At 68.6% G+C, this 19,792-nt stretch carries 18 protein-coding genes; 7 read left to right on the top strand and 11 right to left on the bottom strand.

Annotation, left to right across the window (positions count from 1 at the left end):
• Positions 1–6: 6 nt before the first annotated feature.
• Positions 7–2,802: an aconitate hydratase AcnA gene (gene acnA, locus ACOOHF_RS11070; protein ID WP_420461741.1), complete on the bottom strand. Its 2,796-nt coding sequence runs from the start codon at positions 2,800–2,802 to the stop codon at positions 7–9.
• Between the two features lie 211 nt (positions 2,803–3,013).
• Between acnA and ACOOHF_RS11065 the strand changes: the two genes are divergently transcribed.
• Complete coding sequence (locus ACOOHF_RS11065) at positions 3,014–4,393, top strand: ABC transporter substrate-binding protein (protein ID WP_420461740.1); 1,380 nt, start codon at positions 3,014–3,016, stop codon at positions 4,391–4,393.
• Here ACOOHF_RS11065 and ACOOHF_RS11060 read toward each other — a convergent pair.
• Positions 4,330–4,701 carry a hypothetical protein gene (locus ACOOHF_RS11060; RefSeq protein ID WP_420461739.1) on the bottom strand — a complete coding sequence of 124 codons (372 nt, stop codon included), beginning with the start codon at positions 4,699–4,701 and terminating at the stop codon, positions 4,330–4,332. The two genes, ACOOHF_RS11065 and ACOOHF_RS11060, sit on opposite strands and share 64 nt — an antisense overlap.
• Before the next feature lie 25 nt (positions 4,702–4,726).
• Between ACOOHF_RS11060 and ACOOHF_RS11055 the strand changes: the two genes are divergently transcribed.
• Together ACOOHF_RS11055 and ACOOHF_RS11050 are read left to right on the top strand one after the other, a co-directional pair.
• Positions 4,727–4,960, top strand: a complete 234-nt coding sequence (locus ACOOHF_RS11055; RefSeq protein ID WP_420461738.1) for a hypothetical protein — start codon at positions 4,727–4,729, stop codon at positions 4,958–4,960.
• A 199-nt stretch (positions 4,961–5,159) separates the two neighbouring features.
• Entirely contained in the window at positions 5,160–6,452 is a 1,293-nt protein-coding gene (locus tag ACOOHF_RS11050) for an OFA family MFS transporter (protein WP_420461737.1), read from the top strand.
• Between the two features lie 37 nt (positions 6,453–6,489).
• Here the strand turns inward: ACOOHF_RS11050 and ACOOHF_RS11045 are convergent, their stop codons facing one another.
• The 4 genes from ACOOHF_RS11045 to ACOOHF_RS11030 all read right to left on the bottom strand — a co-directional run bounded on the left by ACOOHF_RS11045 (position 6,490) and on the right by ACOOHF_RS11030 (position 9,040).
• Positions 6,490–6,912 (bottom strand): type II toxin-antitoxin system VapC family toxin, encoded by a 423-nt coding sequence (locus ACOOHF_RS11045; RefSeq protein WP_420461736.1) that lies wholly within the window; start codon positions 6,910–6,912, stop codon positions 6,490–6,492.
• Positions 6,913–6,918: 6 nt separating this feature from the next.
• Complete coding sequence (locus ACOOHF_RS11040) at positions 6,919–7,149, bottom strand: FitA-like ribbon-helix-helix domain-containing protein (protein ID WP_420461735.1); 231 nt, start codon at positions 7,147–7,149, stop codon at positions 6,919–6,921.
• A gap of 64 nt (positions 7,150–7,213) precedes the next feature.
• Positions 7,214–7,975 carry a DUF1295 domain-containing protein gene (locus ACOOHF_RS11035; RefSeq protein ID WP_420461734.1) on the bottom strand — a complete coding sequence of 254 codons (762 nt, stop codon included), beginning with the start codon at positions 7,973–7,975 and terminating at the stop codon, positions 7,214–7,216.
• Positions 7,976–8,032: 57 nt separating this feature from the next.
• On the bottom strand, positions 8,033–9,040 hold the full coding sequence (locus tag ACOOHF_RS11030) for an ornithine cyclodeaminase family protein (RefSeq protein WP_420461733.1): 1,008 nt from the start codon (positions 9,038–9,040) through the stop codon (positions 8,033–8,035).
• Positions 9,041–9,250: 210 nt separating this feature from the next.
• Between ACOOHF_RS11030 and ACOOHF_RS11025 the strand changes: the two genes are divergently transcribed.
• The 4 genes from ACOOHF_RS11025 to ACOOHF_RS11010 all read left to right on the top strand — a co-directional run bounded on the left by ACOOHF_RS11025 (position 9,251) and on the right by ACOOHF_RS11010 (position 11,044).
• Complete coding sequence (locus tag ACOOHF_RS11025; RefSeq protein ID WP_420461732.1) at positions 9,251–10,333, top strand: AAA family ATPase; 1,083 nt, start codon at positions 9,251–9,253, stop codon at positions 10,331–10,333.
• Positions 10,334–10,344: 11 nt separating this feature from the next.
• The gene (locus tag ACOOHF_RS11020) at positions 10,345–10,473 is read left to right on the top strand and encodes a hypothetical protein (RefSeq protein WP_420461731.1); all 129 of its coding nucleotides are present in this window, start codon (positions 10,345–10,347) and stop codon (positions 10,471–10,473) included.
• A 93-nt stretch (positions 10,474–10,566) separates the two neighbouring features.
• Positions 10,567–10,914 carry a DUF4276 family protein gene (locus tag ACOOHF_RS11015; RefSeq protein ID WP_420461730.1) on the top strand — a complete coding sequence of 116 codons (348 nt, stop codon included), beginning with the start codon at positions 10,567–10,569 and terminating at the stop codon, positions 10,912–10,914.
• On the top strand, positions 10,847–11,044 hold the full coding sequence (locus ACOOHF_RS11010) for a DUF4276 family protein (RefSeq protein ID WP_420461729.1): 198 nt from the start codon (positions 10,847–10,849) through the stop codon (positions 11,042–11,044). The genes ACOOHF_RS11015 and ACOOHF_RS11010 overlap by 68 nt, the downstream gene beginning before the upstream one ends.
• A gap of 117 nt (positions 11,045–11,161) precedes the next feature.
• On the opposite strand, the gene ACOOHF_RS11005 is transcribed toward ACOOHF_RS11010, so the two are convergent.
• Genes ACOOHF_RS11005 through ACOOHF_RS10985 form a run of 5 tightly spaced genes read right to left on the bottom strand, consistent with a single transcriptional unit; the run spans position 11,162 to position 19,771 of the window.
• Positions 11,162–12,082 carry a permease gene (locus tag ACOOHF_RS11005; RefSeq protein ID WP_420461728.1) on the bottom strand — a complete coding sequence of 307 codons (921 nt, stop codon included), beginning with the start codon at positions 12,080–12,082 and terminating at the stop codon, positions 11,162–11,164.
• Positions 12,083–12,134: 52 nt separating this feature from the next.
• A complete protein-coding gene (locus ACOOHF_RS11000; RefSeq protein WP_420461727.1) occupies positions 12,135–15,626 on the bottom strand; it encodes a DUF4175 family protein in 3,492 nt (1,163 codons plus the stop codon).
• A gap of 50 nt (positions 15,627–15,676) precedes the next feature.
• Complete coding sequence (locus ACOOHF_RS10995) at positions 15,677–17,764, bottom strand: BatA domain-containing protein (protein ID WP_420461726.1); 2,088 nt, start codon at positions 17,762–17,764, stop codon at positions 15,677–15,679.
• Positions 17,761–18,687, bottom strand: a complete 927-nt coding sequence (locus tag ACOOHF_RS10990; protein ID WP_420461725.1) for a DUF58 domain-containing protein — start codon at positions 18,685–18,687, stop codon at positions 17,761–17,763. The genes ACOOHF_RS10995 and ACOOHF_RS10990 overlap by 4 nt, the downstream gene beginning before the upstream one ends.
• Before the next feature lie 7 nt (positions 18,688–18,694).
• The gene (locus tag ACOOHF_RS10985; RefSeq protein WP_420461724.1) at positions 18,695–19,771 is read right to left on the bottom strand and encodes an AAA family ATPase; all 1,077 of its coding nucleotides are present in this window, start codon (positions 19,769–19,771) and stop codon (positions 18,695–18,697) included.
• Between the last annotated feature and the right edge of the window lie 21 nt (positions 19,772–19,792).

Below are 19,792 nucleotides of genomic sequence, written 5' to 3'. Positions count from 1 at the left end.
GGCACGCTACGCTTCCAGTTGCTGGCGGAGGACGGTCTGCAGGATCCCGCCGTTGCGGTAGTAGTCCACCTCGACCTCGGTATCGAGCCGGGCGATCGCCTCGAAGCGCGTCTCCGACCCGTCGTCCGAACTCGCCGTCACCGAGATCAGGTCCTTCGGCCGCAGCCCATCGGCGATCCCGCTGATGCGGAACGTCTCGTTGCCGGTGAGACCCAGGCTCCCGGCGGTCTCCCCATCCCGGAACTGGAGGGGCAGGATCCCCATGCCGATGAGGTTCGAACGGTGGATGCGCTCGTAGCTGACGGCGATCACCGCCCTCACGCCCAGGAGGAACGGGCCCTTGGCCGCCCAGTCGCGGCTCGATCCCGAACCGTAGAGCGCGCCGCCGATGACGATCGTGGGCGTCCCCTCCTCGCGATAGCGCATGGCCGCGTCGAAGATCGACAGCTGTTCACCGCTCGGAACGTGGACGGTGAAGCCGCCCTCGACGCCCGGCACCATCAGGTTCCTGAGGCGGATGTTCGCGAACGTCCCCCGCATCATCACCTCGTGGTTCCCGCGCCGGGCCCCGTACGAGTTGAAGTCGCGCAGGGCGACCCCGTGCGCGCGGAGGTAGTCTCCGGCCGGCGATTTCATGGCGATGGAGCCTGCGGGCGAGATGTGGTCCGTCGTCACCGAGTCGCCGAGCAGGGCGAGGCAGCGCGCGTCCTCGATGTCCGGGGGCTCGGACGCCTCCCGAGACATGCCGGCGAAGAAGGTGGGCTGCCGCACGTACGTCGAGACCTCGTCCCAGGCGAAGCGGTCCCCCGTGGGGATGTCGAGCGCGTTCCAGCGCTTGTCCCCCGCGTACACCTCCGAGTACTTGGCCCGGAACATCTCCGTCTTCACGGAGTTGCGGACGGTTTCGTTGATCTCGTCCTGGCTGGGCCAGATGTCGCGCAGGAAGACCTCCTCGCCGCGGTCGTTCGTCCCCAGCGGCTCGGCGTAGAGGTCGATGTCCATCCGGCCCGCCAGCGCGTACGCGACCACGAGGGGTGGCGAAGCGAGGTAGCTGGCGCGGGAATCGGGGCTGATGCGGCCCTCGAAGTTGCGGTTGCCGGAGAGGACGGAGCAGGCGACGAGATCGTTCTCGCGGATCGCGCTCGAGACCTCGGCCGGGAGCGGTCCGCTGTTCCCGATGCAGGTCGTGCAGCCGTACCCCACCACGTGGAAGCCGAGCTGCTCGAAGTACGGCATGAGGCCGGCCTCGTTGAGGTACTCGGTCACGACCATCGAGCCCGGAGCGAGGCTCGTCTTCACCCATGGACACTGCTCGAGGCCCGACTCGACGGCGTTCCGGGCCAGGAGGCCCGCCCCCACCATGACCGATGGGTTCGAGGTGTTCGTGCAGCTGGTGATCGCCGCGATGACCACGGAGCCGTCGTGGAGCGAGAACTCGTGCGCCTCCCCCTGCTCGTTCGTGAGCCGCACGGCCACGCCCGCCGGCGCCTCGGCGATGGCCACGCCGCCCTCCCCCGCCCCGTCCGACCAGCCCGCCGCCGACGCGCTGGCGCCACCCCCGGCGCCGGGGCCCTTCAGCGTCTCGAGCGCGTTCAGGAAACGCGGCTTGCTCTCGGACAGCGGCACCCGCTGCTGCGGCAGCTTCGGGCCCGCGATCGCCGGCTCGACCGTGGAGAGATCGAGCTCCACGTGATCGCTGTACTCCGGCGGCGGGGTGTCCGCGTCGTGGAAGAGACCCTGCGCCCGGGCGTACGCCTCGACGAGCGCGACGTGAGCCTCCGCGCGGCCCGTGAAGCGGAGGTAGGAGAGCGTCTCGACGTCGATCGGGAAGATGGCGCAGGTGGAGCCGAACTCGGGGGACATGTTGCCCAGCGTGGCCCGGTCGGCGAGCGAGAGCCCCGCGAGACCGGGCCCGTAGAACTCGACGAACTTCCCGACGACCCCCGTCCCGCGCAGGACCTCCGTCACCCGAAGCACGAGATCCGTCGCCGTCGCCCCCTCGGGGAGCGCGCCGTGCAGCCGGAACCCGAGCACCCGCGGCACCAGCATGGAAAGCGGCTGACCCAGCATCGCGGCCTCGGCCTCGATGCCGCCCACCCCCCAGCCGAGCACGCCGAGGCCGTTGATCATCGTCGTGTGGCTGTCCGTGCCCACCACCGTGTCCGGATAGGCCACCCGCCCGCCCCCGGTCGTCTCGTCGAACACGACGCGCGCCAGGTACTCGAGGTTCACCTGGTGCACGATCCCCGTCTCGGGCGGCACGACCTTGAAGTTGTCGAACGCCGTCTGGCCCCAGCGCAGGAAGGCGTAGCGCTCGTGGTTCCGCTCGAACTCCCGCTCGGAGTTGATGAAGAGCGAGCGCGGCGTCCCGAACGAGTCGACCTGCACCGAGTGGTCGATGACGAGTTCGCACGGCATGAGCGGATTGATCGAGGCCGGGTCGCCTCCGAGGTCGGCCATCGCGTCGCGCATCGCCGCCAGGTCCACCACGGCGGGAACCCCGGTGAAGTCCTGCAGCAGGACGCGCGCCGGCCGGAAGGAGATCTCCCTCCCGGGCGTCGCCTGCGCATCCCAGCCCGCGATGGCGGCGATGTCGTCGGCCGTCACGGACTGGCCGTCTTCGTGCCGGAGGAGGTTCTCGAGCACGACCTTGATCGAGAAGGGCAGGCGCGAGAGGTCGCTCCCCGTGGCGGCGGCGACCGTCCGCAGGGCGCGGATCGCGATCGGGCCTCCGGGGGCGTCCAGCGAGGCGCGGGCGCCATATGAGTCGCGACCGGATTCGAGACCGGGAAGGTTGGACATGATGGACCTCATGGAGACGACGAACCGCCGAGTTATGGGGGCAACCTATCGACTCCACGGCCCGGGATCGACCGCGCGCCGACGGCGTTCGGCGCCGCCCGGTTGAACATGAATCTGTTTCGGAATAAACTCCGTTGCCGGTTCGGTCGATGATCATGACAGGCGGGTCTGCGCTATGCGGGTGGGAATCGACGGACTCAGGGAGACCAGCGTGTCCGGACGAGACAGCGGGAAGGAATCTCCCCGCCGACCGCCGGACCCGGACGGCGAGAGCCCGCCCCCGGCCGGCGGGCCGCTGACGCGTCGCTCCGTGGTCCGTGCCGGCGTCGCGGGACTCCTCGGGGCACCTTTCGCGTCGTCGCTCTCCGCCGCCACCCGCCCGCTCGCGCCCGGCCTGCGCTGGAGCGGACGACGCTCCCGCCAGCCGGACGACGAGATCGTCCTCGGCGTATCGGCGGCGTTCTCCGGCCCGTCACGCGGACTCGGCACCGAACTCTACCGCGGCGCCATGGCCTGTTTCGGTCAGGTCAACGAACGGGGGGGCGTCAACGGGCGCCGCATCGTGCTCAAGCTCTACGACGACGGCTACCAGCCCGACCCGTGCGTGGAGAACACGCTCAAGCTGATGCTGGAGGACGAGGTGTTCCTCCTGTTCGGCTACGTGGGCACGCCGACCGTCACCCGCGTGCTGCCGCTGCTGAAGAAGTTCCAGGACCAGCAGATGTACATCTTCTTCCCCTTCACGGGCGCGCAACCGCAGCGGGAGCCGCCCTACGGCGAGTTCGCCTTCAACCTGCGCGCCTCCTACGGCCAGGAGACGGCCGGCCTCGTGGACAACTTCGTCCGCATCGGGCGACGGCGGATCGCGGTCTTCTATCAGGCGGATGCGTACGGACGCAGCGGGTGGGCCGGGGTGCGGGCGGCGCTGGCCCGGCATGGCGAAACGATCGCCGGCGAGGCGACCTACAGCCGGGGAACGCAGTTCACCTCCGTGATGAGGGCGCAGGTCGAGATCCTGCAGGAGGCCTCCCCCGACGCGGTGATCTGCGTGGGCGCCTACGCGGCGTGCGCCGCCTTCGCCCGCGACGCGATGGATCTGGGACTGCACGTGCCCATCGCCAACCTCTCATTCGTTGGGAGCGAGAACCTGCTGCAGCTGCTCATGGACGCGAACGAGGATGATCCGGCGTACTACACGCCGTGGCTCGTGAACTCGCAGGTCGTGCCCAGCTACGAGGACACTTCGATTCCGGCCGTGCCCGAGTACCGCGAGCTGATGGCGCGCTACGACCCGCGGGTGCCGGAGGAACTCGTCAAGGAATCGTACGACGCCTTCCCCAACAGCTTCGTGAGCCTCGAGGGCTACCTGGATGCGAAGCTGCTGGCCGAGATCCTGCGGCGCATCGACGGCACGCCGGAGCGCGGGAAGCTGAACGACGCGGTCTTCTCGGTGCGCAACTACGATCTGGGGATCGGCGAGCGGGTGTCATTCGGGCCCGAACGGCGGCAGGGACTCCAGTCCGTCTACTACACGGTCGTCGAGGACGGCCGCTTCGTCACCCTCAGCGACTGGGAAGCCAAGTTCGCGTGACGCAGCCCGAGCCGCACGACATCCGGATCCGGAAACTCTTCCGCAAGACGCGCTTCGGCATCTTCGTGCTGTTCGGGGCGATCGTGTTCTCGACATCCACGCTCTCCATCCGAACAGTCTCCAGCCAGTTGTCGCAGGAGTACGAGAGCAACAGCGCGAACATCGCAAAGAACATCGCCGATTCGAGCGTCGACATCCTCCTGAACCGGAACCTCGCCACGCTGCAGTCGCTCATCGACCAGTTCGTTGAGATCCAGAGCATCCGGTACATCTACATCACGAGCGACACCGGCGAGATCCTCGCCCATACCTTCGTCCCCGGCGTCCCCGCAGGTGATCCGCGAGAGCGACCCGTTCGCGACCGAGCCGGTCGAGCGCAGCCTGTCCGGGATGGGGGACTTCGTCGAGGTCGGAAGCCCGATCCTGGCCGGAGTGGCGGGCACGGTCCACGTGGGGATGGACCTCGACGTGGTGCGGCTCAAGATCCAGAGGGCCACCGGCCAGCAGATCTATCTCATCTGCATCATTCTCATACGTCGGCATCCTCGGGCTCGATCTGGTTCGTGAAGCTCGCCGTCACCCCGTTGGAGGACCTCCTCGCATACGTCGTCGGGCTGGCTCAGGCGCGACGGAGACGAGGCGACGGAGGCGAAGATCCTGGCGCGCGACGACGAGATCGGGGAGATGGCCCGCCTCATGCTGCACGCGACGGGGGGGGAGACGCGCCACGGCACGGTGCCCGACCCGGGGTCGGGAGCCGACTGAGGTGACTGCGGAAAGAAGGCGGGCGCCCAGGGCCGTGATCGCCTTCTTCTGCACGGTCCTGCAGGTGTGCTTCGGCACCGTGTACGCCTGGAGCTTCTTCCAGACGATGCTCGTCCGGCAGTCCGGCTGGACCTTCACCCAGGGCTCGCTCGCCTTCTGCATCGCGATCTTCTCGCTCGGCATGTCGGCGGCCTGGGCCGGCCAACTGCTGCCCAAGGTAGGACCCCGGCGTCTCGCGCTGATCGGAAGCACCATGTTCGCGAGCGGATACATCATCGCGAGCTTCGCGCTGCGCCTGGACTCGATTCTGCTCTTCTACCTCGGCTATGGCGTCGTCGGCGGGGCGGGGATCGGCATGGGGTACGTGACGCCCGTCACGACGGCCGCGAAGTGGTTTCCCGACCGCAAGGGGCTGGTCACGGGCATCGTCGTCATGGGCTTCGGCATCGGCGCGCTCCTCCTGAGCAAGGGTCTCGCGCCGCTGTTGGTCCTGCAGACGGAGGGGGATCTCGCGCAGGTCTTCCTGTGGCTGGGGATCGTCTTCGCCTGCATCCTGATCCCCAGCAGCATGGTGATCGACGACCCGCCCGCCGCCCAGGTGGCGGCGTGGAAGAAGCCCGGGAGCGTGGGCAAGTACCTGCGTACGAGCCAGTTCGTCATCATCTGGATCGTGTTCTTCTTCAACATCGCCGCCGGCATCTCGGTGATCAGCTTCCAGTCCGAGCTCCTGCAGGAGGTGTGGGGGCTGGCCGATCCCGGCATCGAACCGGTGGTCCTGGCGGAGTACGGGGCGACGCTCATCGCCGCGAGTTCCGTGTGCAACGGACTGGGACGGATCCTGTGGGCCTGGCTGTCCGACCGCATCGGGCGGGTGGCTGTGTTCAGGATCCTCCTCGCGAGCCAGATGGTCGTGTTCGGCGTCCTCATGACCGAGTCCAACCCGTGGTTGTTCTCGGCGCTCGTGTGCTACGTGCTGCTCTGCTTCGGGGGCGGGTTCGCGACCATGCCCTCCTTCATCCTCGACGTCTACGGCCCGCGCATCATGTCGAAGGTCTACGGCGCGATCCTCACGGCGTGGGCCGCGGCGGGGATCTGCGGCCCGCTGTACGTCGGGTATCTGAAGGACTCCTACCCCGACCGGGCGGTGATGTACTGCTTCCTCATCGGGATCCTCATGCTGGGCGCGGGCTACCTGTTCTCCTACCTGCTGGACGATGACCGCGTCCGCCTGGGCCGCCCGACGGTGAAGCAGACGCTGGAGCGCTACGGGATCCCGGCTCCGGGACGCTCCTGACGATCAGGAATGGCCAAGTCGATCCCGGAGGTTCGGATCAGGTGGGCGAACCTGGGATGGAGGGGGCGAAGACCTCGACGGCAATCGGGAGCCGCGGAACTCTAGCCAGCCGTCCGTCCGTGGTCAGTAGCGGAGCGTCGAGGATTTCGGCCAGCGCGACGTATGCGGCGTCGTACGCCGTGAGGTTGCGGCGGCGCGCCCAGACTCTCTCCAGCAGCACGCCGTGGCCGTGCCGCACGAGATCGAGATCGAGCAGGTTACGGAACGCCTCCGCGACGCGGTCCGGCGAGACGGTTCCCGTCCGCTCGTAGCGCCGCAGGACGTTCAGGACTTCGAGGTCGACGAGTTCGGGGCTGTGCAGCGAGATCCGGGGATCGGCCACCCTGTCCCGGATCTGGACGCCGGGCTCCGTACCCAGGACAAGTTCGATGACGACGGATGCGTCGAGAACAACCCTCACACCGACTCAGCGCTTCTCCCGCTCTTCCCGCAGGACGTCACTCACCGGTGGATCAAGCTCGATCGGCGGGAGCTGGGCGATCCGCGCGAACAACTCTTCACGGGTGGGCTTCTCGAGCGAGTGTCGGATCTCCCGCAGGACGTAGTCCGACATCGACGTGCCCGCGAGGGCGGCGCGGGACTTCAACCGGCGGTGAGTGTCATCCGGCACGTTGCGAATCTGCAGCATCTTTGCCATGCACGTAACATGATTTCATGTGCGCCACATGTCAACGATGGATGGGAGTGTGCTGCGCGCCTGGTCAGAGCAGCCCGGGGATTACGGCCTTTCGGTCGTCGGGATAGTCTTCGAAGCGCGCCCTGTACCACTCGTGGTGGTTGAGCGCTCTCGGCACGAGGTTCGCCGCCGTGTAGACGAAGAAGGCCAGTCCGGCGAGCGACCACGTCGCCAGCGCCCAGCCGGCCCATTCCAGAAGCTCCCCGAAGTAGTTGGGACAGGAAACGTAGCGAAAGACGCCGCCGTGCGGGATCGAATAGCCGGTGTCGCCGGGTTTCCTCAGTCCGAGCAGGATGTTGTCGGAATGGTTGTTGATGGCGAAGCCGACGACGAAGACCATCACTCCGGCCAGGAAGCGCGGATCCCCCAGCCACCCGAGATCGTACGTGCCGATCTCCGAGACCCAGCGCGCGTTCACATACGCGTTGGTCACGTTGAAGGTGAAGGCGGAGGCCGCCACGACGACTGGCATCCTCTTCCCCGCCGTCCGCGTACGGAGGGGATGGACGAAGGTTCGATGCAGATAGTGGAACTGCCACAGGCCGAGGAAGATCAGGGGGAGGGGCGCCCCGGCCGACTCTCCCATGAAGTAGACGACGGCGAAGAGGGCTGGCGCCGGGAGTTCCATGACGATCCAGCCGACCCTGTTCGGGATGTCTGGTCCCCAGCCGCTCCCCGAGTAGTGGCGGCCGTAGGGCGCCTTCAGGCGCAGCAGAATCGCGAAGGTCACGACGGCCAGCGCGAACGCGACCCACACCAGCGCGCCGTGGAACGTCGCTTCAGTCATTGCGACGCAGGCCTCCGAGGTTCAACCCCCGGACGTTTACGGTCTCAGAAGGGGGCTTCAGAAGGGGACGACGGAGCCGAGGCCGAGCGCTTCGGCCCGGGCGAGGGCGGCCTCGGCGATCGCCACGTCCTGAGCGGCGTTCCCCACCGACTCGAAGAGGGTGAAGTCGAAGCCGGCGTGGCCGCCGGCGGCGTCCCCGTTCACGATCTCTCCCAGTTCGGCGTGGATCACGTCCCGTCCGACGAGGCCTTCCTCCACGGGGATGATGAGGTCGCCGGCTTCCTCCCAGATCGCTTCCTGCTGGTCCACGACGACCCGCGCGCGGGCGACGACTTCTCCCGGAATCTCGCGCGTGTGCGGCTGGAAGGCGCCAATGGCGTTCACGTGGGCCCCGCGCTCGAGGTGTTCGGGGGAGAAGACGGGCGTCTCGCTCGTCGTGGCGGTGACGACGAGCTTCGCGCCGTCCAGCGCCTCGGCCGGGGTGGCGGCCGCGCGGACCCGGGGCGGAGGGCCGCCCCCGGGCGGGACCAGCGTCTCGGCCCTTGCCGTGAGCACCGCCGCCAGCGACTCGGCGCCCTCGGGCGGGACCGAGACGATGCGGATCTCCCTGAGTAGCCGCGTCGCCGCCAGGAGTTCGATATGGGCCCGCCCCTGCGCTCCCGCGCCGAACACGGCGAGGACATCAGCCGCCGGATCCGCGAGCAACTCGGTGGCGAGGCCGCTCCCCGCCGCGGTCCGGATCTCGGTCAGCGATGTCCCGTCGAGGAGGGCGCGGGCCCGTCCCGTCTCCGCATCGAGGAGGATGACGGCCCCCTGAATCGGCGGCTGGCCCACGGCCGGATTGTCGGGGAATATGGACACGATCTTCGCCCCGAGCCCCCGCGAGGCGCCGAGGAACGCCGGCATGAGCAGCGTGATCCCGCGTGCGCTCTCGACGTGCCCCCGCACGGGCACCACGGCTCGGCCGGCGGACAACTCCCCGAACGCGACCCGCATCGCGTCCACGGCCGCCGCCGCGTCCACGGCCCGTTCGATGTCGTCTCTCGAGAGAATCCGAATCTTCATCGTTACGTGCGAGTTGCCAAAGTGCCTATTAGGAGACTTGCCCGGGACAGGCGATCTTCCGAAGGACTCCGCTCGGTGTCGCTTGCCCGTGCCGCTTCGCCGCCCCTTCGCCTATCTTGACCCGTCAGTCACATGATACGGATCGTCGGTCGAGTCCACGAGGCGTTTGGGGAACGATCGATGGCGTTTGGTTTTTGAACGAGTCAAGCCATGTCTGGGATTCGGGCAGTCGCAATCGAGGGATTCAAGAGCTTCAAGGCGCTACGGGATCTGCCGCTGCGATCTCTCAACGTCCTGATCGGCGCCAACGGGTCGGGCAAGTCCAACTTCCTCGATGCGTGCGAGCTGATGCGGTTGTGCTTGATCGACGGCCGTGCCTTCGGATACGTGCAGCGTGCCGGCGGTGCGGATCGTCTTCTTCATTTTGGGTCAAAGGTGACGACTAGGATCGAGTTCCAAATCAAGTTCCAGGATGTCGAGGGTGACTACAAGATCAGGATGCGGCACGGTGGTGGCGATCAGCTGAACCCGGGGGCGTCCGTCCCGGTCGCCAATCAAACGAAGGACTTCGCCAACCATCATTTGAACGCGCGATCAGGAGCGGCGCCGCTTCTCGATTCCTTCCGGAACAGGCTTGAGGACTGGCGGAGATACCACTTCCATGACACCAGTTCCACGTCGCCAATCAAGAAAACCGCCGATATCCATGATAACCGTCACTTGCGCCGCGATGGCTCGAATCTCGCACCATTCCTGTACCTTCTCAGGAGCCGACACCGAAGAGATTACGATCTGATTCGGCAGACGGTTCGCCTTGTCGCGCCTTTCCTAGAGGACTTTCAGCTTGAACCTCTAGCTCTGAACGAGGATAAGATTCGTCTCGAGTGGCGACATGTCGGGTCAGACGCGTATTTCGATGCGTCGTCCCTCTCCGACGGATCGCTCAGGTTCATTGCGCTAGCCACTGTGCTCCTGCAGCCTCTGTCACTGCGGCCTTCCCTGATCCTCTTGGATGAGCCAGAACTAGGTTTGCATCCAACCGCCGTAAAGCTACTGGCTTCCCTGCTGAAGCAAGCGTCTGTCGATTCCCAGATCGTTGTGGCAACGCAGTCGCCGTTCCTATTGGACCACTTCGAGCCGGAAGATGTGCTGGTGGCCGACCGCGTGGAGGGCGCGACGACCCTCACGAGACTTGACCCAGAGAGGCTCGGAAGCTGGTTGGAGGATTACAGCCTGGGTCAGCTTTGGGAAAAGAACGAGTTGGGCGGACGCCCGTCCCCGCGGGCAGGCTAAAGATCTCGAGCGTGGTTCGGCTGCTCGTTCATGTCGAGGGCCAGACCGAAGAGCAGTTCGTCAACGAGCTTCTCGCACCTCTCCTGTACGCGCACGGCTACACCTCGGTCAGCGCGCGTCTCATCGGAAACGCACGCTAGCGGGGTCGGCGCGGAGGCGCCAAGCCGTGGCCGATCGTGCGGAAGGGAATCACTAGTCACCTGCTGGAAGACCCTGGATCTCTCGTCACAACGATGGTGGACTATTACGGGCTCCCGCGGACCGGCCCCGGGGCGTGGCCCGGCCGCGAGGCGGGTTCGGCTTCGGCCTTGCCGTATCCCGAGAACGTGAAGCAGGTCGAAGACGAGATAAAGCGTGATCTCTGTGGGGACATGGGCCAACGCTTCGACCCGTCTCGTTTCATCCCGTTCGTTATGATTCATGAATTCGAGGCGCTCCTGTTCAGCGATTGCCAACGCTTCGCCGAAGCGATCAACCGTGAGGAGTTTGCCTCGGCGTTTCAGGACATTCGGGATGGCTTCTCGAACCCGGAACAGATCGATGACTCCCCGCACACAGCGCCATCAGAAGCGAATCGTTGAACTGGTTCCCCGATACCAGAAACCGCTACATGGCGTCCTGGCCGCGCTGGAGATCGGTCTCGAAACGATGCGGTCCGAATGCCCGCACTTTGACGGTTGGTTGAGACGGCTTGAGGAGGCCGTGGGCTAGACGCCGGTCGGCCGAGCGATTCTCGTTCGACGCGCCAAGCCCGGGCCGAGACGTTCCCGCGGGAACGTCCGGACCCCGTCCCGCGACCTTCGGGTGAGTGGCCGCGTCATCGGTTGCTCACGCTTCGGCCCCACCCGCGCCCGACCGGCGTTCCTGCGCGGCGGAGCGCAGCATGAGGATCGCCGCGTAGAGGACGACCGCCACGACAAGCCATCGCATCGTGTTCAGGGGAAGTGAACGGACGATGAACGCGGCCAGGAGGACGGCCGGCATGCCTCCGATCGCCAGCCCCAGCGCCGCGCGGAGCCCGTAGCGGCCTGCCTTCAGGAAGCGGATGCCGGCCACCGGCATGAGGAAGGCGGCGGCGCCCATCATGATCGGGAAGGCGACGGCCGGGTTCAGTCCCATGAGGCTGACCACGATCATGGTCGGGGCGTAAATCCCGATGCCGATCGTCATCAGAGCCCCGAGAACGAACAGGCAGCCGGCGGCGAGCGCGAGTTGTGCGCCCGAGAGTCCCGCTGCGTCCCCACCCACGGCCGTGATCTCGAAGATGGACATGAGAAAGGTCGCGGCGGCGATGAGGAGCGCGATCCCCATCCCGATCTGGATCCGGTGGCGGGGCAGGCGCGCGACGACCCCCGCCCCCAGCCACGCGCCGAGCACCGCGGCCGCGACGAGGACGAAGAGCGTGAGCGATTCCACGGTGATGATCGCGATGAAGATGAAGGCCTGGATGACGACCGGGGGCGTGTGGCCGATCATCATGGTCCCGGGGATCTCCTCGTCCGGCACCACCTTCTTCAGCTTGAAGAGGGATGTGGTGGGGGCGAACGAACCGATGCCGAGAGTGTCGAAGAAGTTCGTCACGAAGCCGACGGCGAGTTCGAACAGACGAGGCCATCCGCGCCAGCCGTCCCCCTCGCGTCCGGCGCGCGTGGCGGCGAGCGCGGCGCGCCCCCAGGAGGCGAGCAGGCCCGCAGTGAGGATCGCGAGGGCGGAGAACAGGTAGAGGCGAGGATCGCCGAGGTCGGGCACCTGGATCGGGTCTCCTTCCTGTAGGCCGAAGTCGGGCTCTCGTCAGCCCCGGTCAGCGCGGCGGGCGGTCCTCGGACAGCGCCCGGTAGTAGGCCTCCACGAGTTCGCGATACTCGTCGGGGACATCGTCCGACCCCGAGAGGAAGAAGCGCTCGATCTGTTCTCCGAGGTTGCGGCGCAGGGCGAACTCGAAGTCCTTCAGCCCCCTCAGCACATCGGCCTGCAGCCGGGCGATTTCCTCCGGATCGTCGAAATCGCCCATGGTCCGGAGTCGGTCGAGGTCGGCGATCGCCTGCTCGAGGTCGGCGACGTCGACGCCTTCCCGGCGCAGGTCATCGCGGAGGCGGGTCGCATCCTCGCGCCGCTGGCGGAATTCCCGCTGGAACTGCCGGATATCTTCCGGCGAAAGCCACGGCCCGCCGCCTCCGCCGCCGCCCCGTCCGGGCGCGAACCCCTGGCCACCGCGGGGGCCGAGTTCGCCGGCTTGGCCTGCGCCGCCCTGCTGGCCCTGCTGGCCCTCGCCTTCCTGGCCCTGCTGGCCTTGCTGGTCGCCCTGCCCCTGTTCGCCGCCCTCGGCTGACTCGCCCTTAGCGCGCTGCTGCAGGCGCTCCCGCAGTGACTCCAGGCCCCGGACCAGGTCGCGGGTCTCGTCGAGTTGCCGCCCGAGGCGGCGCGGGTCCGATTCGCTCAGCGCGTCGCGCGCGGCCGCGACCCGGGTGCGCATGTTCTCCGCGTCGCGCGTGATCTGCTCCTCGAAGTTCCGCACGTAGTCCTCGGACTGCGTGCCGAGGACCCCTCTCGAGAACTGCAGCTTGTCCCGCAGCCGACTCTCGCGGATCTCCGCCGCCGCCTCCCCGAGGCGGCGCGACGCTTCCGGCTGTTCCTGCCGGGCCTCGCGGGCCAGCCGGTCGAGGTCCTGCTCGAGCTGGTCCACCTCCTGGGCGAGGTCGGCCTTCCGCTCGCGGAGCCCGTCGATACGGTCGGGGTCCCGCGTCGTCGGATCCTCATTCACGTCGCTCTGGAGTTCGCGCTGGCGCTCGACGATGCGCTCAGCGCGCCGCGCGGCGTCCTCGACCTCCTGCCCCACGGCGGCGACCTGGCGGTTCTCCAGCAACCGTCGCGCCTCGCGCAGACGGTCGAGCGCGTTCGACGACTCGGCCTGCCCCTGTCCCTGGCGCCCCTGCGCCTGCGCCCGCCGCATCTCGTCCGCGGCCTGCTGAAGCCGGCGTGCCGACTCCTCGAGGTCGGCCCGGTCATCTTCGCGAGCCAGACGCTGGAGTTGCCGGGCCAGCTCCTCCGTCTCCTGAATCATCTGCTGCTGCTGGCCCTGGCCTCCGCCCGCCGCTCCGCGGGGCTGTGCCGCCGCGCGTTCGTTCATCTGCTGCTGGCGCCGGGCGAGTTCCTCCAGCTTCTGGAGCGCCTCGTCCACCTCCTGGTCCTGCTGCTGCCGCTGGCCCCGCTGGACCGTCTCGTACTGGTTCCGGAGCCGGTCGAGTTCCAGCTCGAACAGGTCGGCGAGTTCCTCGGCCGCGGCCATGCCGCCGCCTCCTCCGCCTCCTCCGCCGCCGCCCTGCTGCACCTGGACCTCGCGGAAGGCGGCCTCGGCCCGCTGCAGGTGCTGCAGCGACCGCTGTTCGGGCGGCAGCGCATCCCGGAGCCGACGCTCCCCAAGCCTCGTCTCGGCCTCCAGCATCTCGACGGGCGCGAGGGGGAGTTCGCGGAACACGATCTCGAACGACGGATCCCCCGCCACACCCCGCTGCTGCATCTGCACGATGAGTTCCTCGACCTGCTGGCGCAGGCGGCCCTGAAGGAGTGTGAGCGTGGCGAGGTTCTCCGACATCTCGGCCTCGTCGAACTCGTCCTCGTCGCGCATGAGGCGGAAGGTCGCGGCGACGATCTGCTTCTGCTGCTCGGACAACTCGCCCTGCATGCCCGCGCCTCCGCCGCCTCCTCCTCCTCCGCCGCCCTGCTCGGCCTGGCTGTAGTCCAGGTCGAAGGGGCGGATCTCGACGAAGTAGATGTCCGAACTCTCCTCCCCTCGACGGCCGGAGCCGACTCCGGCGCCGCCGCCGGCCCGGAGATCCGTGGCGCGCGCATAGTAGGAGAGGACATCCCCCGGCTCGAGGTCCAGTTCCTCGAGGAAGAACGTGTGTCCGCCGGAGACCTGCGTCGTCCCGCCGCGCGTCGTCCCGTGCAGGACCCGCGACGCCTCCTCGCCTCCGTTCACGGAATAGAGGAGTTCGACCCGCCCGAGCCCGAAGTCGTCCTCCGCCTCGACCTCGACGTACAGTTCCTCGATCGGCGACAGGCGCGTGTCCCGTCCGGGTTCGGCGATCCGGATCCCCGGCGGCTGGTCATCCAGCGGCTCGACGAGATAGTCGGGGGAACCGACGACGAAGCGCCCGCCCGGACCCATGAATTCGACCCGGTAGAAGGTCTCCTCGCTGACGGTGAAGCTCGTCTCGAACGCCCCATCCACGAGTTCGAGCGCCGGGCCCTCGCCCTCTTCCTGGTCGTCGAAGGCGAGCCGCGCTCCCTCGGTGGCCAGCGTCGGCGTCACCCGGAGCCGGACCTCGGTCCCCCGGAGCACCGCGATGTCCCCGCCGTCCTCGACCGTCCGCGGGCTGAGTCCGGTGTAGGCGGGGAAGCGGTACTCGAGGTCGATCCGGTCCACGTAGGGGAGGTCGGCCACCTCGATCCTGAACACCGGCGAGCGCACACCCTCCGAGGACACGGTGTAGTCGGCCGGCTCATCGAGGTCGAAGAGGAGGATCTCGAACGAGGCGCCCTCCGCAGCCGGCGTCATGAAGTAGCGCTCCCACACCTCGGACTCGCCGCGGCGCACGGCGACCTCGACTTCGTCCGTCTCGAAGCCCTGGGGGAAGGCGCGCACCAACTGGTCGGAGCCGCGCGCGATGAGCGCGTCGCCCGGCTCCACGGTGATCGCGTAGGGGTTGGCGGCGTCCGCGGTCTGCCACGGACTGAGGAGGAGCGAACCCGCCGTCCCCTGGAAGGCGGGTCCGAAGAGGGCGACGACCAGCACGGCGGTGGCGACGCCCGCGAACCAGGCGGTCGAGCGCCGCAGCCCGGCGCGCTCCACGCGGCGGCCGCGCTCGATGCGCCGGGCGCGCTCCACGGCGACCTCCAGCAGACGGGCGTCGAGGCCGGAGCGGCCTTCGGGCGATCCGGCCCGCTCGACGGCCGCGAGGAACGCCGCCTTGAGCGACGGTTCGTGTTCCTCGAGGTAGAGCGCGACCTGCGCGTCCGAGACGCGGCGGAAGAGCGGCCGCACCACGAACCACCCGAGGAGACCGATCGCGGCCGCCCACAGGACGAGGCGAAACACGAGAACCGCCGTGTCCTCGAAACGGAGCCGGTCGATGCCCCAGGTCGCGGCGAAGAAGACGGCGAAGCCGACGCCGAGCGTCAGCGCGACGCCCTGGATGAGCTGGCGCGCGCGCCAGCGCCGCCTCACGTCGGCCACGACATCGAGCAGCTGCCGCTCGGAGTTTTTCGTCCTCGCCCATCCCTGCATCGTCATCCTCCTTGACGACCTCGGCCCCCTCGCGCGGGGACGATGTCCAGGCTCCGCTACGCCCCCGTCAGCGCCGATGCCGGACGCCGCCGCGTCCACAGGTTCGCCAGTACGCTCTCCACGCCGAGCACCAGCGCGGCGAGCAGCAGGAGCAGCCACCAGAGTTCGGCGCGCCTAGGGACCTCTTCCCCGTCGACCGTCGCCCCGCCCTCTCCCGTCGCCCCCGTCGGCGCTGTGCCCGCAACGGCCTCGACCACGCGCTCCGTCGCGACCGGCGCCAGATCAGATTCGGCAATCCGTGGGTTGACCGCCACGGTCACGGCTCGCGCCGCGTCGTCCCTCGCCTCGACCTGGTAGAATCCCGTCTCCGGAAAATCGATCCAGGTCGGGCCTTCCGCGATCTCCAACTGATGCCGATCCCCGGTCGGATCCACGAGCACCCACTCGCCCTCTCCGTCGGCGAAGCCCTCGTCCCCAGCCCCGACAAGCGACCCCAGTTCGAGCACGCCCCCGGCCGCGATCCAGCGCTCCGGCTCCCGGTATCCCGTCGCGTGCAGCGCGAGCCGGTGCACGAAGGGGAGGAAGACGGGCTGGAGCGCGAGGTCGTTCCAGAAGCGGTCGAGGGTCGAAGTCCACACCAGGACCCGCCCCTCGCCCACGACGTGTTCGAGCAGTGCCGGTTCGCCGCTGTCGAAGCGGGCCAGCACCGCCGTCCCCTCGGCCGGCTCGACCCGCCAGAAGCGCACGAAGCGCGCGCTCGCGAAGTCCCCGCTGCGGGGGGTCGAGAACAGTTCGAACACGGGGTGGTCGTAGTCGAGCCACGAGAGCCGGCGGCCCTCGCCGACGTCGACGAGCGGCCCGGGCTCGGCGCCGAGCAGGCCCTGTCCGGCGGCGGACCAGCGGTCCATCCGCGCGCCCGGTCCGAGCACGATCAGCAGGCCGCCGCCCGCGCTCACCCAGTCGCGCAGCCGGCCGGCCCGCCCCGCGTCGGCGAGATCGCCGTCGTTGAGGACCACGAAGTCGATCGACGACAGCCCCGCGGCGTCGATGCCGCTGGCGGGCGCCCGCGAAGCCTCGATGCGCGGCGCCTCCCCGATCCCCAGGGCGCGCTCGAGGAAGAGGCTCGGGTCCTCCGCTCCGCGGCTGGTCCCCAGGATGAGCGTTCGGAGTCCCGTCTCCGACGCCGCCACGAAGCGGAACACGTCGTCGATCTCCAGGCCGTCGCCGGGGATCGTGAGGCGCGCGCGGCTCCGCCCCTCGGGGAGCGCGAGGTCCTCGAACACGACCGTCCCGGTCCCGCGCGGCGGCATGTCCACCGGCCTCGTGGCCACCGTCCGCCCCCCGACCTCGAGCGACACCGGGAGCGCGTCCACCGGCGTCTCGCCCATGTTGGCGAGCCGGGCCACGAGTCGGACGCGCCCTCCGTCCGCCGTCCGCAGCGCCGCTTCCGCCAGCGCCACGTTCGCCGCCGCGTCATCCTCCGCCTCGCCCGCCACGCTCGCCGCTCGCAGCGAGACTCCGTCCGGGAGCCGCACCCGGTCGCCGTCCTCCCATCCCGTGCGCTGGAAGTCGGAGATGAGCGCGACGTCCCGCACCCGCCCCTCGGGCTCGGCGAGGATGCGCCCCGCGAGCTGGAGTCCCGCCTCGAGCCGCGTTCCCAGATGCGTCGGCGACAGCCCCTCGAGCACCGTTCGGGCCGCCTCCAGGTCGAGCGTCAGCGAGAGCCGCTCCCACGCCTGCTCGTCGAAGCTCGCCACCGCGACCCGGTCCCCTTCCCCCAGCCCGTCAAGGACGGCGCGGGCGGAGTCGAGCGCGGCCTCCCAGCGGTCCCCGAAGCCCAGGCTCGCCGACACATCGAGGAGGAGCACCACGTCGCGCGCCGATCCCCCCTCCACTCCCTCCGTGGTGTCGAGGAAGGGCCGCGCGAACGCGAGCGCGAGCAGGACGATCGCGGCGCAGCGCAGCGCGAACAGCAGCGGGTGGCGGATCCTGCGCCGGTTCATCGACTTGAACGGCAGCTTGCGCAGGAACATGAGCGAGGGGAACACCGTCACCCGGCTCCGCTGCCGGTGCGTCAAATGGATGATGATCGGCACGGAAAGCAGCCCAAGTCCGGCGAGGAACCACGGCGTCAGGAGACTCATCGTTCCTTCCCCTTGAGGCGCCGCGCCCGGTGCGAGAGGTAGCGGAAGAGCACCGCGTCGAGCGGCACCGACGTCACCGCGAGTTCGTGGTCGATCCTCCGCTCGATCATCAGCTTCGATAGCTCGCCCACGTGCCCCTCGACCAGCGAGAGGTACTCCGTCCGCATGTCATCCGGCATCACCGGGATCCGCTCGCCCGTCTCCAGGTCCTCGAACGACCTCGCGGCCTCGAACGGGAAGTCGACCTCGGCCGGATCCAGGATCTGGAACACGATCACGTCCTGCCCCTTGCTCCGGAGCGCCCCCACCGAGTCGAGCACGGTCTTCGGCTCCGCGTAGAGATCGGAGAGGAGGACGACGATCCCCTTCCGGGTGAGGCTCTCGGCCACCTGGATGAGCGGCCGCGTCAGGTCGCCCGCCGTCTCCGCGCTGATGCGGTCGAGCGCGGCGAGGATCAGACGCCGGTGTCGGACGGAGGGGGGGATGTACTCGAGCAGCTTGTCGTCGAACACGGCGGCGCCCACCCGATCCCGCTGGCTCGCGGAGAGGTAGACCAGACAGGCCGCCAGGTAGCGCGCGTAGTCGAGCTTCGTGATCCCCTGCGAGCCGTAGTCCATGGACCGGGAGGCGTCGATCGCGAAGAAGACGTTCGCGTTGGTCTCGGCCTCGTATTCCTTGATGTAGTGGCGGTCGGTGCGCCCGTAGACCTTCCAGTCGATCTTGCGGATATCGTCGCCGGGCAGGTACTGCCGGTGCGCCGCGAAGTCGAGCGACCGCCCCAGGAAGGGCGATCCGTGCGCCCCGGCGATGAACCCCTCCACGACGTAGCGCGCCACCAGTTCGAGGTTCCCGATCCGCGTCAGTACCGTCGGATCGAGGAACTGCGTCCCCGGAACCGTCCTCGAGGCGATCCGCGCACGCACGGCTAGTTCACATCCCCGACTTCGGCGGCTTCAAGTCGTCGAGGAGGCGCTCGACGAGGTCGTCCGTGGAGACGCGTTCGGACTCCGCGTGGAAGTTCGTCAGCACGCGGTGACGGAACACCGGGGCGCAGAGGGCGCGCACGTCGTCGAACGAGACGTTCACCTCCCCGCGCAGGAGCGCCCGCGCCTTTCCGCCGAGCACCAGGTACTGGGCGGCGCGCACGCTCCCCCCGTAGGCCACGTACTGCTTCACGTAGTCGGGGGTGTCGTCGCGGCCGGGGCGGGTTCGCCGCGCCAGTTGCACGGCGTAGCGCGCCACCGGCTCCGAGATCGGCACCTTCCGCACGAGGTGCTGGAAGGCCGCGATCTCCTCGGCCGACAGCACCGGCCGGGGCGGCTCCCCCGCGACCGTCGTCGTGCGCTGGATCACCTCCAGCTCCTCCTCCTCGGGCAGGTAGCCGATGTTGATCTGGAACATGAAGCGGTCGAGCTGGGCTTCGGGCAGGGGGTAGGTCCCCTCCAGTTCGATCGGGTTCTGCGTGGCGAGGACGAAGAAGGGGGACGGGAGGTCGTACCTCCGCCCCTGGATCGTCACCTGCTTCTCCTCCATCGCCTCGAGGAGGGCGGACTGCGTCTTGGGCGGCGTGCGGTTGATCTCATCGGCCAGGACGATGTGCGCGAACAGGGGCCCCTTCATGAACACGAGGTGCCGTCGGCCGGTCTCCGGGTCCTCCTGGATGATGTCGGTCCCGGTGATGTCCGACGGCATGAGGTCGGGCGTGAACTGGATCCGGTTGAAGCTCAGGTGCAGCACGTCGGAGAGCGTCTGGATGAGGAGCGTCTTCGCGAGTCCCGGGACGCCCACGATCAGGCTGTTGCCCCCGGCGAAGAGCGCGATCAGGACCTGCTCGACGACGTCGTCCTGCCCGATGATGACCTTCTTCAGCTCCTGGCGGACCGCCTCGGCGCTCTGCTGCAGGCGGTCGGCCATCTCGCCGTCGTCCGGAGCAGTCTCCGGAGCGCTGTCCGGCGTCTGGCCCGGAGCCTCGTTCGGGTCTTCGATCCAGCGGGGATCGGCTTCCATGCCGGCTCCTTCCGTCACCGC

Source organism: Candidatus Palauibacter sp., from assembly GCF_965216145.1.
Lineage (GTDB): Bacteria > Gemmatimonadota > Gemmatimonadetes > Palauibacterales > Palauibacteraceae > Palauibacter.
Note: the sequence above shows the minus strand (reverse complement) of the source record. Positions and strands in the feature narration are given on the sequence as shown.

Coding starts and splice junctions, on each gene's coding strand:
- ACOOHF_RS11000 (WP_420461727.1), bottom strand. CDS start 15,626: ATGACGATGCAGGGATGGGCGAGGACGAAAAACTCCGAGCGGCAGCTG.
- ACOOHF_RS11025 (WP_420461732.1), top strand. CDS start 9,251: ATGTCTGGGATTCGGGCAGTCGCAATCGAGGGATTCAAGAGCTTCAAG.
- ACOOHF_RS11030 (WP_420461733.1), bottom strand. CDS start 9,040: ATGAAGATTCGGATTCTCTCGAGAGACGACATCGAACGGGCCGTGGAC.
- ACOOHF_RS10985 (WP_420461724.1), bottom strand. CDS start 19,771: ATGGAAGCCGATCCCCGCTGGATCGAAGACCCGAACGAGGCTCCGGGC.
- ACOOHF_RS11060 (WP_420461739.1), bottom strand. CDS start 4,701: ATGGGCGAGGATCTCGCCGGTGTCGCTCGTGATGTAGATGTACCGGAT.
- acnA (WP_420461741.1), bottom strand. CDS start 2,802: ATGTCCAACCTTCCCGGTCTCGAATCCGGTCGCGACTCATATGGCGCC.
- ACOOHF_RS11015 (WP_420461730.1), top strand. CDS start 10,567: ATGGTGGACTATTACGGGCTCCCGCGGACCGGCCCCGGGGCGTGGCCC.
- ACOOHF_RS11040 (WP_420461735.1), bottom strand. CDS start 7,149: ATGGCAAAGATGCTGCAGATTCGCAACGTGCCGGATGACACTCACCGC.
- ACOOHF_RS11010 (WP_420461729.1), top strand. CDS start 10,847: ATGGCTTCTCGAACCCGGAACAGATCGATGACTCCCCGCACACAGCGC.
- ACOOHF_RS11035 (WP_420461734.1), bottom strand. CDS start 7,975: ATGACTGAAGCGACGTTCCACGGCGCGCTGGTGTGGGTCGCGTTCGCG.
- ACOOHF_RS10995 (WP_420461726.1), bottom strand. CDS start 17,764: ATGAGTCTCCTGACGCCGTGGTTCCTCGCCGGACTTGGGCTGCTTTCC.